General features: G+C 63.4%; 11 protein-coding genes. 7 read left to right on the top strand and 4 right to left on the bottom strand.

Annotated features, from left to right (window positions below):
• Positions 1 to 100 precede the first annotated feature (100 nt).
• From ASD63_RS07855 to katG, 3 genes are all read right to left on the bottom strand, one after another.
• Positions 101 to 3,289, bottom strand: coding sequence for a multidrug efflux RND transporter permease subunit (locus ASD63_RS07855; RefSeq protein ID WP_060528940.1), 3,189 nt, complete (start codon positions 3,287 to 3,289; stop codon positions 101 to 103).
• Positions 3,290 to 3,292: 3 nt separating this feature from the next.
• Positions 3,293 to 4,405 (bottom strand): efflux RND transporter periplasmic adaptor subunit, encoded by a 1,113-nt coding sequence (locus ASD63_RS07850; RefSeq protein WP_060528939.1) that lies wholly within the window; start codon positions 4,403 to 4,405, stop codon positions 3,293 to 3,295.
• Positions 4,406 to 4,810: 405 nt separating this feature from the next.
• Complete coding sequence (gene katG / locus ASD63_RS07845) at positions 4,811 to 7,018, bottom strand: catalase/peroxidase HPI (protein ID WP_060528938.1); 2,208 nt, start codon at positions 7,016 to 7,018, stop codon at positions 4,811 to 4,813.
• A gap of 437 nt (positions 7,019 to 7,455) precedes the next feature.
• Between katG and ASD63_RS07840 the strand changes: the two genes are divergently transcribed.
• Positions 7,456 to 9,744, top strand: coding sequence for a hypothetical protein (locus ASD63_RS07840; RefSeq protein ID WP_060528937.1), 2,289 nt, complete (start codon positions 7,456 to 7,458; stop codon positions 9,742 to 9,744).
• Positions 9,745 to 9,786: 42 nt separating this feature from the next.
• On the opposite strand, the gene ASD63_RS07835 is transcribed toward ASD63_RS07840, so the two are convergent.
• Entirely contained in the window at positions 9,787 to 10,167 is a 381-nt protein-coding gene (locus ASD63_RS07835; protein ID WP_146749526.1) for a hypothetical protein, read from the bottom strand.
• A 322-nt stretch (positions 10,168 to 10,489) separates the two neighbouring features.
• Here ASD63_RS07835 and ASD63_RS07830 point away from each other — a divergent pair, with 322 nt between their 5' ends.
• The 6 genes from ASD63_RS07830 to ASD63_RS07805 all read left to right on the top strand — a co-directional run.
• Positions 10,490 to 11,380: an AraC family transcriptional regulator gene (locus ASD63_RS07830; RefSeq protein ID WP_060529016.1), complete on the top strand. Its 891-nt coding sequence runs from the start codon at positions 10,490 to 10,492 to the stop codon at positions 11,378 to 11,380.
• A gap of 133 nt (positions 11,381 to 11,513) precedes the next feature.
• Positions 11,514 to 12,422 carry an AraC family transcriptional regulator gene (locus ASD63_RS07825; RefSeq protein ID WP_060528935.1) on the top strand — a complete coding sequence of 303 codons (909 nt, stop codon included), beginning with the start codon at positions 11,514 to 11,516 and terminating at the stop codon, positions 12,420 to 12,422.
• A gap of 228 nt (positions 12,423 to 12,650) precedes the next feature.
• Positions 12,651 to 13,559 (top strand): AraC family transcriptional regulator, encoded by a 909-nt coding sequence (locus ASD63_RS07820; RefSeq protein WP_034789557.1) that lies wholly within the window; start codon positions 12,651 to 12,653, stop codon positions 13,557 to 13,559.
• Positions 13,560 to 13,705: 146 nt separating this feature from the next.
• The gene (locus ASD63_RS07815) at positions 13,706 to 14,356 is read left to right on the top strand and encodes a hydrolase (protein ID WP_060528934.1); all 651 of its coding nucleotides are present in this window, start codon (positions 13,706 to 13,708) and stop codon (positions 14,354 to 14,356) included.
• Between the two features lie 84 nt (positions 14,357 to 14,440).
• The gene (locus ASD63_RS07810; RefSeq protein WP_034789552.1) at positions 14,441 to 14,728 is read left to right on the top strand and encodes a XapX domain-containing protein; all 288 of its coding nucleotides are present in this window, start codon (positions 14,441 to 14,443) and stop codon (positions 14,726 to 14,728) included.
• A gap of 206 nt (positions 14,729 to 14,934) precedes the next feature.
• On the top strand, positions 14,935 to 16,232 hold a 1,298-nt coding region (locus ASD63_RS07805; RefSeq protein WP_060529015.1), incomplete at its 3' end, for an amidohydrolase.

Genomic DNA, 16,232 nt, shown 5'->3' with positions numbered 1-16,232 from the left:
CTCGAGACGGCGGCGCGGTGCGCCGCCGATGCTTGGTCGCAAGGAGCGTCAAGCTGAGACGAGAGATACGATCCCTTGTCGGCTTGAACTCGACCGGCGGTCAGTGCCCGGCCGGCGTCTCGGCCTTGCGTTCCGCTGCTTCGCCTTCAACGGCCGGATGCCGGGAAATGCCCACGAGCTTGTGGCCGCGCTCACGCAGCCACTGGAAAGCGACGTAGAGCGCCGGAATGACGAAGATGCCGACGAGCGCTGCGGCAAGCATGCCGCCAGCGACACCGGTGCCGACCGCGCGCCGACTGAGTTCGCCGGCGCCCTTGGCGACCACCAGCGGCACCAGGCCAACGATGAAGGCGAAGCTCGTCATCATCACGGCGCGGAAGCGGGCGCGGGCGCCTTCGATCGCCGCATCGACGATGCTTGCTCCAGCCTCGCGGTGCGCCTTGGCAAACTCGACGATCAGGATCGCGTTCTTCGAGGCGAGCGCGATCAGCACGACGAGGCCGATCTGGGCGTAGATGTCGAAGGACAGACCCGCGACGAGCACGGACAAGAGCGCGCCTGAGACGCCGAAGGCAACCGACAGGAGCACCGGCACGGGGATCGTCCAGCTTTCGTAGAGCGCGACGAGGAAGAGGTAGGCGAACAGCACGGCCATTGCCAGGATGGCGGTGGTCTTGCCCGCCGCCTCCAGCTCCTGCAACGCCGTTCCGGTCCATTCGTAGCTGTAGCCGGGCGGCAGGGTCGAGGCCGACAACGTTTCCATGGCGGCAAGCGCCTCGCCCGAGGAGTGGCCGGCGGACGGCTGGCCGTTCAGCGTGATCGAGCGATAATTGTTGTAGCGCACGATCGACTGGGGACCGACGATATAGTCGACCTTGGCGACCGAGGCGACCGGCACCATGTCGCCGCTCGTATTGCGCACGTGTAGGCGCTGGATGTCGTCGACGGCGTTGCGGTCGGCTTGCGCCGCCTGCATCGTCACCTTCCAGGTGCGGCCGAAGAGGTTGAAGTCGTTGACGTAGTAGCTGCCGAGCGTGCCCTGCAGCGTGGTGAAGAGGTCGCTCACCGAAACGCCGAGGGCCTGCAGGCGGTCGCGGTCGATATCGAGATAGAGCTGCGGCGAGCTTGCCGAATAGGTGGTGAAGGTCGGCCCGAGCGCCGGGTTCTGGTTGGCGGCGATAATCAAGCCGCCCGCCGTTGCCGAAAGATCGGCGACGGAACGGCCCTGCAGATCGAGCAACTGGTACTCAAAGCCCGAGCCGGTGCCGAGGCCCATGATTGGCGGCAGGTTGAAGGCGAAGATCTGCGCGCCGCGGATCGCTTGGCCCTTGACCATGGTCGTGCGGATCGCCGCCTCGACGCCGGCCGCTTCGCTCAGGCGTTCCGCAAAGGGTTTCATCGTGACGATCGCGAAGGCCGAGTTGGACTTCGACAAACCGTCGAGGAAGGAGTAGCCGGTGACGGTGATGACGTTGGCAACGCCCTCGATGCCGCCGAGCATCGTCTCGACCTGTTTCACGACTTCGTCGGTGCGGTTGTAGGAGGCGCCTTCCGGCAGACGGATTTCCGTGAAGAACGCGCCCTGGTCTTCCGCCGGCAGGAAGCCGGTCGGCACGACCTTGAAGAGGAAGCCCGTGGCGACGAAGGCGACCGCGAGCAGTGCCAGGCCGATGATGGCGCGCCGGGCGATGTGTCCGGCGACGAAGGCATAGCCGTCACGCCCCTTGTCGATGGTCCGCGAGATGTAACCGAGGATGCCGCGCTTCGGCCCATGATGGGGTTTCAAGAGCACCGCGCAGAGCGCCGGGCTGAGCGTCAGCGCGTTGATCGCCGAGATCACCATCGACACCGAAACGGCGACGGCAAACTGCTGGAACAGCTGGCCGCTGAGGCCAGGAATGAAGGCGACGGGCACGAAGACGGAGAGCAGCACGAGCGTGATGGCGACGATGGCGCCGGTGATTTCGCCCATCGCACGCCTTGCCGCTTCCGCAGCCGACAGGCCTGGATTTTCCTCCATCACCCGCTCGACGTTTTCGACGACCACGATCGCGTCGTCAACGACGATGCCGATCGCCAGCACCATGGCAAGCAGCGACACGGTATTGAGCGAGAAACCCATGGCGAGCAGCACGGCGAAGGTGCCGATGAGTGCGACGGGAACGGCAACGAGTGGGATCAGGGTCGCCCGCCAGTTTCCGAGGAACAGGAAGACGATGATGATGACGAGGATGAAGGCCTCAAACAGCGTCTCCTCGACGTTGTCGACGCTGGCTTCGACGAACTGGGCTGTGTCGTAGGAGACCGAATAGGTGAGGCCCGGCGGGAAGGATTTCGACAGCCGTTCCATCGCCTCCTGCACGCCCCTGGCGGCGGCAAGCGCGTTGGCGCCCGGCGCCTGGTAGGTGCCGATCATGGCGACCGGCTTGCCGTTGATCCGGGCGTTGGAATCGGAGCTGGCGGCGCCGAGCTCGACGCGCGCGACGTCGCGGATGCGCACATAGGAGCCGTCGGGCCGTGCCCTCAGAACCACGTCCTCAAACTGTTTGGGATCGGTGAGGCGCCCTTGCGTCTGGAGATTGAGCTGGAACAGCGGGTCGTCGGTCATCGGCTGGGCGCCGATGCGGCCGATCGCGGCCTGGACGTTCTGGGCCTTCAGCGCATTGATCACATCGGTCGGCGTCAGGTCGAGGCTGGTCATGCGGTCGATGTCGAGCACGACGCGCATCGAGTAGTCCTGGGCGCCGAAGAGCTGGGCATCGCCGACGCCGGGCACGCGCTTGACCGTGTCGAGCACGTTGATCGTGGCGTAGTTGGACAGGAACAGGCTGTCGAAGTTCTGCTTCTCGTCCGCTGCAAAGATCGTGACGACCTGCATCAGCGCGGAGGACTTCTTGCGCACGCTGACGCCGCTCTGCTTGACCTCGGAGGGCAGGCCGGCCTCGGCGAGCGACACGCGGTTCTGCACGTTGACGGTGGCGATGTCGGGGTCGGTGCCGACGGCGAAGGTGACGGTCAGCGTATAAGAGCCGTCGGCGCCGCTCGTCGACTTCATGTAGAGCATGTCGTCGACGCCGACGACTTTGCTTTCGATCGGCTGGGCGACGGTGGTTTCGACCACGTCGGCGCCGGCGCCGGGATAACTGGCGGTGACGCTCACCTGCGGCGGCACGATATCGGGGAACTGGGCGATCGGCAGACGGGTGAGCGCAAGCAGACCCGCCAGCGTCAGCACGATGGAAATGACCGTGGCGAAGCGCGGGCGATCGATAAAGATCTCTGAAATCATCGCTTAGCCACCTGCTGCCGTGGCTGCATCGACGGTGATGCCGGGCCGCACCTTGCCGGCGCCCTCTGTGATGACGTTCTCGCCTTCCTTGAGGCCCTTGCTGATGACCGCCTGGCCGCGGGCGTTGCGTGACACGTCGATGCGGCGAAGCTCGACCTTGGAGCTGGCGTCGACCACCAGAACGAAGGCGCCCTGCTGGTCACGCTGGACCGCCTGCTGCGGCACGGCAAGCACGTTCTGCTTGTCGGATTGTTCGAGCATCACCCGCACCAGCGCACCGTCGAGCAGGATGCTGTCCGGATTGGGGAACTCGGCGCGCACGGTCACGGTGTCCGTCCCTTGCGAGACGTTGCTGGCGATAAAGTTGATCGTGCCTTTTTGCTTGTACTCGGTGCCGTTCGGAAGGCCGAGCCCGACATTGGCGCCGCCGCTGATCTCGCCCCTCAGCACCCGTTCGCGATAGGTGAGGTAAAGTGCGGTCGCCACCGGAAACTGGACATAGATCGGGTCGAGCCGGGTCAGCGTCACGAGCGGGCCGCTGTCCGGGCCGACGAGGGCGCCGACATCGGCCGCCGTCAGGCCGACGATGCCGTCGAAAGGCGCCGTGATCTTCGTATAGGAGAGGTTGAGGTCGGCGTTGTCCTTGCTGCCCTTGAGCCGGATCAGGTCGCCTTCGGCTTTCCTGACTTGCGCGTGCGCTTCGTCGACCTTGGCTTGGCTGATCGTCTTGCTGGTGAGGAGCTGCTCGGCGCGGTCGCGCTCGAGGATCGCGAATTCCTTGGCGGCTTCGGCTGCCTCGATCTGCCCTTCGATCTCCTGCACGGCGGCGCGGTAGGCGCCGTCTTCCACCCGGTAGAGCTCCGTGCCCGCCGTCACCTTCTGCCCTTCGGTGAAGTTGACCGCCTCGAGGAAACCCGAAACGCGGGCGCGAATGTCGACTTTCTGGATCGCCGTAACCTTGCCCGTCAGATCCACGCTCTCGCGCAGGTCCATGATGGTGGCCGGCGCCACGACCACGGCTGGCGCCTGCTGCGCCAATGCCGTTTGCGCGGAAAACCCGATCGCGACAAGCAGTGCTGATGATAGTGAAAGGGCAGGAATTCTCGAACGACGCATGCAACGTTCCCCCTGAACGAAACAGCTGGAGATAAGATCAGTCCTTGGCAGTGCATTGAAATCAGAACATGTTCTCCGCGCCAAGTCACGCAATCATGGGTTGATTTAAGCGGAGGCTTGCAAAGATGATGTAAATACCCGCGAAAGTCGGGTTCAGAGAGAACTTGTCACAAAAGCAATGATTTGCCGGACCATCGTGCGTTCACGGCAGAGGGAGGCGACAGGCTGATTTTGGCGGATTTCGGTTGAGGGAAGTGCGTGGAGGCGAACGTTTTACGTGTGCCACATCGTCACAATTGACGAGACCGGCCTGCAACCTCCGGTGACAGTTCCGCGGAACCGTCGAGTAGACAGGTCCCGGCGCGATGCCGGGACCAGGCTTAGTACTGTTGCCGGATCGAGCCGTCAGACGAGGTCGAAACGGTCGGCGTTCATCACCTTGTTCCAGGCCGCGACGAAGTCGCGTACGAACTTCGCCTTTGCATCCGCCTGGCCGTAGACTTCGGCGATGGCCCGCAGCTGCGAGTTCGAACCGAAGACGAGATCGATGCGGGTGGCCGTCCGCTTGACGTCGCCGGATCTGCGGTCGCGCCCTTCGAAGACATCCTTGGCGTCAGACGTCGCCGTCCAGGCCGTGCCCATGTCGAGCAGGTTGACGAAGAAGTCGTTGCTGAGCGTTTCCGGACGATCGGTGAAGACGCCGTGAGCGGTCTGGCCGTGGTTCGCGCCGAGAACGCGCAAGCCCCCGACGAGCACGGTCATCTCCGGCGCGGTCAGCGTCAGCAACTGCGCCCTGTCGATCAGCAGCTCTTCCGGCGAAACCGCGTACTGGGCCCGCTGGTAGTTGCGGAAGCCGTCGGCGATCGGTTCGAGAACCGCGAAGGACTCGACATCGGTCTGCTCTTGCGTCGCGTCCATGCGGCCAGGCGCAAAGGCGACCTCGATGTCGTGGCCGGCGGCTTTGGCTGCCTTCTCGACCGCTGCGGCGCCGCCGAGCACGATCAAGTCGGCGAGCGACACCTTCTTGCCGCCGGACTGGGCGTCGTTGAAGCTACGCTGGATGCCTTCGAGGACCTCGAGAACCTTCGCCAGCTGCGCCGGCTGGTTGACCTGCCAGTCCTTCTGCGGGGAAAGGCGGATGCGCGCGCCATTGGCGCCGCCGCGCTTGTCCGAGCCGCGGAAGGTCGAGGCCGACGCCCAGGCGGTCGAAACCAGTTCGGATACCGAAAGGCCCGAAGCGAGGATCCTGGCCTTGAGATCGGCGATATCCTTGGCGTCGACGAGCGGATGATCGACGGCCGGGATCGGATCCTGCCAGATCAACTCTTCGGCCGGCACTTCCGGGCCGAGATAGCGGGCGCGTGGACCCATGTCGCGGTGCGTCAGCTTGTACCAGGCGCGGGCGAAGGCGTCGGCGAAGGCATCCGGGTTCTCGTAGAAATGCCGTGCGACCTTCTCGTAGGCCGGGTCGACGCGCAGGGCGAGGTCGGTCGTCAGCATCGACGGCGCATGGCGCTTGGATTTGTCGTGCGCGTCCGGCACGGTGTTGGCACCCATGCCATGCTTCGGCGTCCACTGGTGCGCGCCGGCCGGGCTCTTCGTCAGTTCCCATTCGTAGCCGAAGAGGTTCCAGAAGAAGTTGTTGCTCCATTTGGTCGGCGTCGTCGTCCAGGTGACTTCGAGGCCGCTCGTGATGGTGTCGCCACCACGGCCGCTGGCGTAGGTGCTTGCCCAGCCGAGGCCCTGTTCCTCGATACCGGCAGCTTCCGGCTCGCGGCCGACATTGGCCGCATCGCCGGCGCCATGGGTCTTGCCGAAGGTGTGGCCGCCGGCGATCAGCGCCACGGTTTCCTCGTCGTTCATCGCCATGCGCGCGAAGGTTTCGCGGATGTCACGCGCGGCGGCGAGCGGGTCCGGAGTGCCGTTCGGGCCTTCCGGATTGACGTAGATCAGGCCCATCTGAACGGCGGCGAGCGGGTTTTCGAGGTCGCGGTCGCCCGAGTAGCGCTTGTCGTCGAGCCAGGTCTTTTCCGTGCCCCAGTAGATGTCTTCCTCCGGTTCCCAGACGTCGGGGCGGCCACCGGCAAAGCCGAAGGTCTTGAAGCCCATAGACTCGAGCGCACAGTTGCCGGCGAGGATCATCAGGTCGGCCCAGGAGATGCTGTTGCCGTATTTCTGCTTGATCGGCCACAGCAGCCGGCGTGCCTTGTCGAGGTTGGCGTTGTCCGGCCAGCTGTTGAGTGGCGCAAAGCGCTGCTGTCCGGCGCCCGCGCCGCCGCGGCCGTCACCGGTACGGTAGGTGCCGGCGCTGTGCCAGGCCATGCGGATGAAGAGCGGGCCATAGTGACCGAAGTCGGCCGGCCACCAATCCTGCGAATCGGTCATCAGCGCGAAGAGGTCCCTCTTCACCGCCGGCAGGTCGAGTTTCTTGAATTCCTCGGCGTAGTCGAAGGCTTCGCCCATCGGATCGGACAGCGAAGAGTTCTGGTGCAGGATCTTCAGGTTGAGCTGGTTCGGCCACCAGTCGCGGTTCGAGGTGCCGGGCGACTGTGCGCTCGTCTGAGCTCCGTGCATGACGGGACATTTGCCCGTTTTTTCGGCCTTAGCGTCCATTTTTATCTCCCTTCAAGATGACGTGAATATTGGATGGGTCAGAGGAAAAGCGCCAGGCGTGGACAGGCGCCCAGCCGAGCCCGCGGCCCGGCATGTCTGGTGCCGTCGGTGGTTGTCGTTCCGCGAAGCGGTGTCGCCACTGGCTGCGTCTCCCTCATTGTGCGCGGACTCTATCAAAGTGGTTCCATTAATTTAAGTTGGATTTCCTGATTGTGGCGATAAGCGGATCCTATCGCTAATGGACGTGGGTCCCATGGGCGCATGCTTGCAGCCCTCCATGCATTTTTGATGACGTTCGAGCGTTGCCGATTGCAGCCGATACAAGAAAATTGTTGCACTGCACTCCCGCCAAACTTGCGGAAGGTAGCGCCAATGGTTAGTCACACCGCAACGACTCAAGAGCTTTCCATTTTTCGTGTGACGAAAGGACAGAAATCGTGGCTGAGACAGAAATTGGTGCCGGCAAGGGCCGTCGCAAAGCACTTTGGGCTGCTGTCGCGGTCATCGCGATCGCAGCCGCGGGTGTCGTCGGCGGCAAGTTCATGCTCGAAAAGGCGGTCGGGACCTTCATCGCCGAGCGCGGCGGGAAGGCCGGTTCGGTTGAGGCGGACTTCTTCGGCCGCATTCATCTGCGCGACGTCACGCTGCCTTTCGCCGATGGTGTCAGCGCGCGCATCGCGGCAATCGACGGACGTCCGAAGATCTTTTCGCTGAGCGGCAAGCTCGACGTGAAGGGCCTGGAGCTCGACCTGAAGGCCGCCAAGCTTTCCGTGCCTGCGGCAACGCTGGAAGATCCCGACTTTTTCGCAGCCGGCCTGACGGCAAGCGGGGAAAAGGCTGACCTTTTGAAGCGCATCGAGCGTTTCGCGGCAAAGCAGGTCTCCGCGCCGGAAGTGACCATCGTCCAGAACGTTGCAAGCTCCGAGCAGAAGACGGTCTACAAGGATGTCCGGCTCGAGGATATCGCCAGCGGCCGCGTTGCGCGCTATTCGGCGAGCGGCGCCACGTTCGCCTTTGCCATGGATATTCCTGACGGCGAAGGGGCAACGAAGCGGGAAAAGATGGACGGCACCATGGGCGCCGTCACCGGAGAGAGCTTCGATGTGGCCTACATGGCCCGCATCTACACGCAAAAAGCCGGTCCTGAGGACAAGGAACCGAAGCTGCTCTACGGCCCGATCTCCGTAAAGAACCTTGCCTTCTCCGATAGCAAGTCGCGTTTCGGCTACGACGAAGTGCGCAGCAGCGGCCTCAGCGTCCGCATGCCGACCGAGCCGCTTCTCGAAACGCTCGAGCAACTCCAGGCGGTCAGCGATCCGCAAGGCCTGCCACCGGCGGAGCGCCAGGCATTCTTCAAACGCATTCTTTCGCTGGTCGACATGCTGGCAAAGGGCGACATGGAACTGCTCGGCCTGAAAATGGAAGTGCCGGAGCAGGAAAGCGCCGAGGGCAAGCTCGTGAAGCTCGCCGTCGACAAGATGGCGTTCCAGCTCAACGGTCGCAGTTTCGATGGCACGATGAACGGTGTCACGGCGGGCGAGGGGACCGACTACTTCAAGTTTGCCGAAGCCAGCATCAACGGTTTCTCCTGGGCTCCGACCATGGAGGCACTGACGAAGCTTGCGGGCCTGAAGGAGGAGGAATTCGAGACCTTCCCCTACACCACGCTGATGCCGGAATTCGGCACGATCCGGATCGCCGGGCTCGACGTGGACATGCCCGGTAGCGACCCGGCAGCCGTGACGGACAGTGAAACCGTCGAGGACGAGAGCGCGACCGAAACCGAGGTCGATCCGTCGATCAGTGCCGAACAGGCGCCGGAAGCCGAGCAGGTGCCGGACGAAACGACAAACGGCGAAGCCGCCAGCGACGCGGCGGTCCCCGGCGATGCAGCAGAAGAGCCGATGGCCGAGGCGCCTGCAGAGCAGTCGGCGGATGAAGCGACCGACGGCGAAGCCGCCAGCGGCGCGGAGATCGCCGGTGAAGTGCCGGAAGACCCGATGGCCGAGGCGCCCGTAGAGCAGCCGGCCGTGCCGTCCGTTCCGGAACGCGTTCGTTTCACGCTCGATACCTATGAAATCGCGCTGACGAAGCCGCGCAACGGCATTCCGACGGATGTCCGCGTCAGCTACCGCGACCTCAGCGTTCCGATCCCTGCGGACACGCAGGAAGAGGGCTTCAAGACGCTGCGCAAGATCGGCCTCGACAAGCTGGTCTTCTCGTCCAACGTCGAACTGTCGTGGGATGAGCCCAACGAGAACTTCGTCATCAAGCAGATTTCGCTGGATGGCAAGGACATGGGCAGCCTCTCCTTCTCCGGCGTCATGGGCGGCGCTTCGGAGGACTTCTTCTCTGGCGACCTCAATGCCGCGCAGATCGCGATGTTCGGTCTTACGGCGAGGGAAGTCACGCTCAAGCTCGAGGACAAGGGCATCATGGCCAAGGGCATCAAGCTCTATGCCGAAGATAACCACATGACCGAGGACAGCGTTCGCGGCCTGCTCGTGTTGATGACGAGCGCCGGCGTGCAGCATTTTGCCGCCACGCAGCCGAAACTGCAGGACGCGGCGACGGCGTTTACCCAGTTCATCAGCAAGCCCGGCACCTTCACGCTGAAGGTCAAGGCCAAGGATGAAGCCGGTGTCGGCGCGCTCGAACTGATGGGAGCTGCCGAAAACCCGGCGCTTCTGCTCGAGCAAGTCGATATCGAAGCCAAGGCGCAGTAAAATCTATCGCGGGCCGCGTCATCAGATGCGGCCCGCATTGCTTCAGTCGATGGCCGCCTGAAGGAAATCCCGAAGCGCTATCAATTCATCCTGCTCGATCTCGTGTGCGGCCCGATTGTAGAGGGGTCGGACATCAGCTTTCTGCCCCGCAAGATAATCGACCAGTTGTTCGGCGAGCGCCAATGGACCGGTAGGATCGTCTTGGCCGCCGGTGGCCAGGATCGGTTTGCCCTGAAGTCCGGCGTTGCCGGGTGGCACCCACGACACAAGGGGATGCAGCAGGACCGCTCGCTCGAACAGACCAGGATATTTGACCAGGAGTGCGGCGAGCAGCGTCGCGCCTGTGGCGTAGCCGATGCCATAGACGGCTTGGCCCGGGTACACACGCCGCCTGTCGCCGATGGTGTTCGCCAGGTCTTCCACGGAGGCCGCGAATGCCCGGATATCGCACAGCCCGTCAACGGCTGCCGCTCAGGGTTGCCAAGTTCTCCGATTTCTTCGAGAGCTACGTCACCGAGACGCGGCCGCTTTGAAGCGGCGGGATCATGCGGCATGAAGTCAATACAGAGCCGTTTGCGGCTAAATGTGAGCAAAGGATACAAGAAATTACTGGCAGCACCCCCCATGTTTTCTCGGATATGAGCGGCAATAGCGAGATGCCCCCTTGCGTCGGATCTTTCGCGCATCGAATCGGATTGCACGCGAGGAGTGAACTCCATCGCCAGGGGGCGGGGCTGGACGGATGATGACAGAGCCAAGCGGTATTGGAGCGTATTTTGGCGAGCCGAAGGCGCCGTTTCTCATGGTGCGGCCCGTGCGGGACGCCCGGTTTTCGGTGACGCGCCTGCGGTGCCGGCTGAACGGAGAACTGAGCCGCATCGTATCGCTGCCGGCCGACGACGCCTATTTCCTGATGTTCTACTTCAAGGATGTCATGCACTGCGACCTGGTGCCGGGCGAAAGCGAAAGTGAAATTCGCCGCTACCGGCAGGGGTCGATCTGTCTCGTCGATCTCGCTGAGGGCGCCAGTATCCGGCTCGTCAGCGATCTCGATTCACTCGCTTTCCATCTGCCACGGGCCTTGTTTCATGAAGTCTGCGAGTTTTCGCATGCTCCGGCCGCCACCAGTCTCAGATGCCGTCGCGGCGAGGTCGACGACGTCATGCACAATCTCGCCTTGGCGCTGTCGCCGCTTCTTGACGAGAGCGAGGGTGAACCGGGTGCGTTGCTGCAGCACATCGCCGTCGCCATCTGCGCGCATCTTCTGCATTCCTACCCGGATCGCGCCGTCGCATCCGGCGGCCCCGATCTGTCTGTGTGGCAGGAGAAGGCGGCCAAGGACTTCATGATCGACCATTGGGCCAAGGACTTTTCGTTTGCGGCAGCAGCAGCGGCCGCAAATCTTTCGGAAGAGGGTTTTGCCGCGGCTTTTGCATCCGTGACCGGCCAGACGCCGCAAGAGTGGTTGATGCGGTACCGGATCGGTCGCGCCAAGCGCTATCTGATCGAAGAGGGATGGTCGCTGAGCAAAACCGCCGCCAGTTGCGGCTATGCCGACGAGGCCCGGTTCGTCGAGGCCTTTCGTGAGGTGACGGGCGTGACACCCGCCGTCTGGCGCGCGCGCTGGCTGCAGTGAGGGTACCATGCTGACCTTTGACGCTCGGCGATGCATCGCTGGATTTGCCTCTATATTGCGACAGCCAACCGTTGTAGCATCCGCCCGGCCGCTGAAGCGGGCGGCTGAGCTGGAAATCGGGAGACCCTGACCGATGGCCTTGCAAGAAGGACTGAGCGCAGACGAACGCACACCGCGCCCGATCGCCAAGCGGATCAGCGTCGGTGACATCACCGTCACGAGAACCTTCTCGGATCGCTTCGATCTGGAAGTCGGGCCGCTGATTCCGGTCGCCGATGCCTTCAACGTCATCGTCCAGATGCATGACTTCGAGGCGCATCGCCTGTGGCGGCGTGGCGAACTCGTGTATGAGGGAGGGCATCCCAAGGCCTCGCTCGCGATCACCGATCTTCGCGACCAATGGCAGTGCCACCATCTGTCGCCCTTCGACAATGTCCGCTTCCACATTCCCTTTGCCTCTATGCGGAGCTTTACCGAAAGGGCCGGGCGCGGCGAGTATGTGTCGCTGTCTCCCGTGCAGGGACGCGTGGATCCGGTCATGTTCGGCCTTGCCCAGGCCCTGCTGCCCTCGCTCGATGAGCCGGACCGGGCCAATCTGCTCTTCGTCGAACAGATCAACCTTGCCGCATTGGCCCATCTCAGCCAGGCCTATGGCGGTCTGCATTTCCCCGTCGACAAGAAGGGGACGCTGGCGCCATGGCAGGAGAGGCTGGCGACGGAGTTTCTGGTCGCCCATTTCAACACGCCGTTCTCGATCGGCGATCTTGCGGCCCAGTGCGCGCTCTCGCGCAGCTATTTTAACAAGGCTTTCAAGGAAAGCTTCGGGCGCACACCGTCCAGGTGGCTGTCCGAATATCGGATCGCGCGGGTTAAGGAGTGTCTGCTTCAGGACACACCCCTTGCTGAAATTGCTATCCACTGCGGCTTTGCCGACCAGAGCCACATGACCCGGGTATTCACCAGCCTGACGGGGGAAACGCCGGCACGCTTCCGGAAAAAGAACCGGTCGGTCGTCGTCGCTGTGGATCGATCTCCGCAATAGGGTGGAAAGAGGGCGCGCCCTCGTGCAAAATTTTCAAAACAGGTGAAAAACGTGCAAGAATGATGCGGCGACCGGGGGCAATCATAGGGCCGCTCCTGCAAATGATTTGGTGAAACCGAGAATGAGTTGCGCGCACGTTTACCCTGCGCACGGCGACTTACGTCTTTCGTTTTCGTCGTCACGGCAGGTGGGTTTGGCGGGCAGTCTCGACACATAGGAGCGAAGACGATGACGAATGTTTCCGCTGCCTCGGCCGGAGCGCGACCGCGCGACAGTCTCGGATGCTCGCTCGACCAGCTGGATGACGACAGGACGATCGAAGGCCGCGACATGGTCTTCCACCGCAAGCGGTCGACAGCGGGACCGCCGGGCCAGGTCACGACACCTGGCAACGGGCGAGGCTATCTGATCGGCCTATCGCTTGTGGGCGGTCATCGCCGCCGGGTTTTCGGAGCGCACCACTCTGCGACCCAGGAATTCGGCCAAAACTCGATCTACGTCAGGAACTTTGCCGACGATTATAAAGCCGATCTCAAAGGATCCTTCGATTTCACCTTGCTTGAAATCGGCCACGGTGCGCTCGAACGCATCGCAGACGCGGCAAATGCTTCTGGCGTGAGCGAGCTGCGGCCCGTTTCCGGCTCGCCCGACCCTGTTCTCGGCGGCATGCTCGGCGCTTTGTTTGCGTCGGTGGACGGATACACGGATCGAAGCGCGCTGTTTGTCGACCAGCTCTCGGTGGCAATCGGCGTGCATATGGTCCGGCAGTACGGTAACGGCCGTGGCGAGAGCCTTGCCGGAGGACGCAGGCTTTCGCAGCGCTGCCAGGCAAAGATCCGCGATCTGGTGCAAGCCCGTCTGGATGGCGAGCTCACCGTCGAGGACATGGCTGCGACCTGCAATCTGTCGCAGGCGGCTTTTTTGCGTGCCTTTCGCGAGACCATGGGCAGCACGCCCTACCGCTGGCTGCTGCAGCAGAGGATCGAAAAGGCCAAGGATCTGTTGCAGTTCTCGCCCACGTCCCTAAGTGGAATTGCCGTCGTCTGCGGCTTTTCGGATCAGAGCCATTTTACCCGGGCCTTTGCGCAGGCCGCAGGTGCCACGCCGCGCCAGTGGCGGCGCAGCCGACAGTCGTAACCCTCTGAAAGTACACGCGCCCTGCCGGCTGAAGGCGAGCGAAACTTTCAAAAATCCACCTTTGGCGACAAGAACGGGTCGCCGGTCGGCGGCATAGTTGGGCCTCTCCAATCGGAGTTCAGTTTCAACAGTAAGAGGTCACGACCATGTCTGCGACAGCGACCCCCGGCAAACTCCTCGTCTCGCCCAAAGACCACACCCTGATCATGATCGACTTCCAGTCGCAGATGTCCTTTGCGACCAAGTCGATCGACGCGGTGCTCCTGCGCAACAACGCAGCACTTGTCGCCAATGCGGCGGCAGGTTTCGGCGTTTCGACCATCCTCACGACCGTTGCCGAAAAGACCTTCTCCGGCCCGATGTTCTCCGAGATCACCGATGCCTTCCCCGGCCAGAAACTGCTGGACCGCACCTCGATGAACACCTGGGAAGACGTCGCGGTGATCGAAGAGGTCAACCGCATCGGCAAGAAGCGCCTTGTCATGTGCGGGCTGTGGACCTCGGTCTGCATCGTCGGCCCGACCCTCTCGGCGCTCGATCAGGGATTCGAGGTCTATGTCATCGCCGACGCCTGCGGCGACGTTTCGGATGAGGCGCATGAGCGGGCGATGGACCGCATGGTGCAGGCCGGCGTCCGGCCGATGACCTCGCTGCAATACATGCTCGAGCTGCAGCGCGACTGGGCGCGCACCGAGACCTACGACATGACCACCGGTATCGCCAAGAAGTTCGGCGGTTCGTATGGCCTCGGCATCATCTACGCCAAGTCGATGTTCGGCGCGTCCGAAGGCCACTGACAGAACGCTTCCGCGCTCTAGATTAACGCTCTGGCCGCCTCGCTGCGGCCGGAGCGCCACCTTTATCCCCTAAAGGAGTTGGCGATGAAGATGTACCTTCTCTCGCTTGGAGCCGGGCTGGTCGTCGGCGTCATCTATGCGCTGCTCAACGTCCGCTCGCCGGCGCCGCCGGTCATCGCGCTGATCGGTCTGCTCGGCATTCTCATCGGGGAGCAATCCGTCCCCCTGGTCAAGCGCGCCCTGTCGGGTGAGCCGGTCAACCTCTCCTGGTTCAATCGGCAGTGCATGCCGCACGTGTTCGGCCATCTGCCCGGCGGGCAGATCGCAACCGGCACGGCGAAGGATGCTGCCGGCACCGACGAAAGGGCCTGACGATGCCGACTAGACGCTCGTTCCTCGGTGCCGCCTCGTCGCTGGCGCTGCCCGCTCTCTTCCCGTCGGCCCGCACCGCCGGCGCCCAACAGACCGGAGATACTTCGATAAGACGCTCGTTCCTCGGTGCCGCCTCGTCGCTGGCGCTGCCCGCTCTCTTCCCGTCGGCCCGCACCGCCGGCGCCCAACAGACCGGAGATACTTCGATGACGCCCGACCTGATCCTTCACAGCGGCCTCGTGACGACGCTCGACCGCGCCAATCCGACTGCCACTGCCGTTGCCGTCAAGGATGGCCTGATCCTCGCTGTCGGTGACGACAGGACGATCATGGCGCTGGCAGGCTCAGGCACAAAGACCATCGACCTCAAGGGCAAGCGCGTCCTGCCGGGCCTGAACGACAATCATACCCACGTCGKGCGTGGCGGCCTCAACTTCAACATGGAGCTGCGCTGGGACGGCGTGCGCTCGCTTGCCGATGCGATGGACATGCTGAAGCGGCAGGTGGCGATCACGCCGGCGCCGCAATGGGTGCGGGTCGTCGGCGGCTTCACCGAGCACCAGTTCGCCGAAAAGCGGTTGCCGACGATCGATGAGATCAACGCGGTCGCGCCCGATACGCCGGTGTTCCTGCTGCATCTCTATGACCGGGCGCTGCTCAATGCCGCGGCGCTMCGCGCCGTCGGCTACACCAGGGACACGCCGAACCCGCCGGGCGGCGAGATCACTCGCGATGCCAGCGGCAMCCCGACGGGGCTGCTCTTGGCCAAGCCCAATGCCGGCATCCTCTATTCGACGCTCGCCAAGGGGCCGAAGCTGCCCTTCGATTACCAGGTCAACTCGACCCGTCATTTCATGCGCGAGCTCAACCGGCTCGGCGTCACCAGCGTCATCGACGCCGGCGGCGGCTTCCAGAACTACCCGGATGACTATGCCGTCATCCAGAAGCTCTCGGACGAGGGCCAGATGACGGTCCGCCTTGCCTACAACCTCTTCACCCAGAAGCCGAAGCAGGAGAAGGACGACTTCCTSAAATGGACGTCGTCGGTCAAGTACAAGCAGGGYAACGACTATTTCCGCCACAACGGTGCCGGCGAGATGCTGGTGTTTTCCGCCGCCGACTTCGAGGACTTCCGCGAGCCGCGCCCGGACATGCCGCCGGAGATGGAGGGCGAACTCGAAGAGGTCGTGCGYATTCTTGCGGAGAACCGCTGGCCCTGGCGACTGCATGCCACCTATGACGAGACGATCACCCGTGCGCTCGACGTCTTCGAGAAGGTCAACCRGGATATCCCGCTTGAGGGYATCAACTGGTTCTTCGACCATGCGGAGACGATCTCTGACCGCTCGATCGACCGGATCGCCGCCCTTGGCGGCGGCATCGCCGTGCAGCACCGCATGGCCTATCAGGGCGAGTACTTCGTCGAGCGCTACGGCCATGGTGTCGCTGAAGCGACGCCGCCGGTGGCCAAGATGCTGGCAAAGGGCGTCAACGTCTCCGCCGG

It is taken from the genome of Ensifer sp. Root558, from assembly GCF_001427045.1.
GTDB lineage: Bacteria > Pseudomonadota > Alphaproteobacteria > Rhizobiales > Rhizobiaceae > Ensifer > Ensifer adhaerens.
This window is presented reverse-complemented; position numbering and strand designations above follow the sequence as displayed.

Excerpts from the sequence above, each read along its gene's own strand:
- ASD63_RS07855 (WP_060528940.1), bottom strand. The coding sequence starts at position 3,289 with ATGATTTCAGAGATCTTTATCGATCGCCCGCGCTTCGCCACGGTCATT.
- ASD63_RS07850 (WP_060528939.1), bottom strand. The coding sequence starts at position 4,405 with ATGCGTCGTTCGAGAATTCCTGCCCTTTCACTATCATCAGCACTGCTT.
- katG (WP_060528938.1), bottom strand. The coding sequence starts at position 7,018 with ATGGACGCTAAGGCCGAAAAAACGGGCAAATGTCCCGTCATGCACGGA.
- ASD63_RS07830 (WP_060529016.1), top strand. The coding sequence starts at position 10,490 with ATGACAGAGCCAAGCGGTATTGGAGCGTATTTTGGCGAGCCGAAGGCG.
- ASD63_RS07825 (WP_060528935.1), top strand. The coding sequence starts at position 11,514 with ATGGCCTTGCAAGAAGGACTGAGCGCAGACGAACGCACACCGCGCCCG.
- ASD63_RS07820 (WP_034789557.1), top strand. The coding sequence starts at position 12,651 with ATGACGAATGTTTCCGCTGCCTCGGCCGGAGCGCGACCGCGCGACAGT.
- ASD63_RS07815 (WP_060528934.1), top strand. The coding sequence starts at position 13,706 with ATGTCTGCGACAGCGACCCCCGGCAAACTCCTCGTCTCGCCCAAAGAC.
- ASD63_RS07810 (WP_034789552.1), top strand. The coding sequence starts at position 14,441 with ATGAAGATGTACCTTCTCTCGCTTGGAGCCGGGCTGGTCGTCGGCGTC.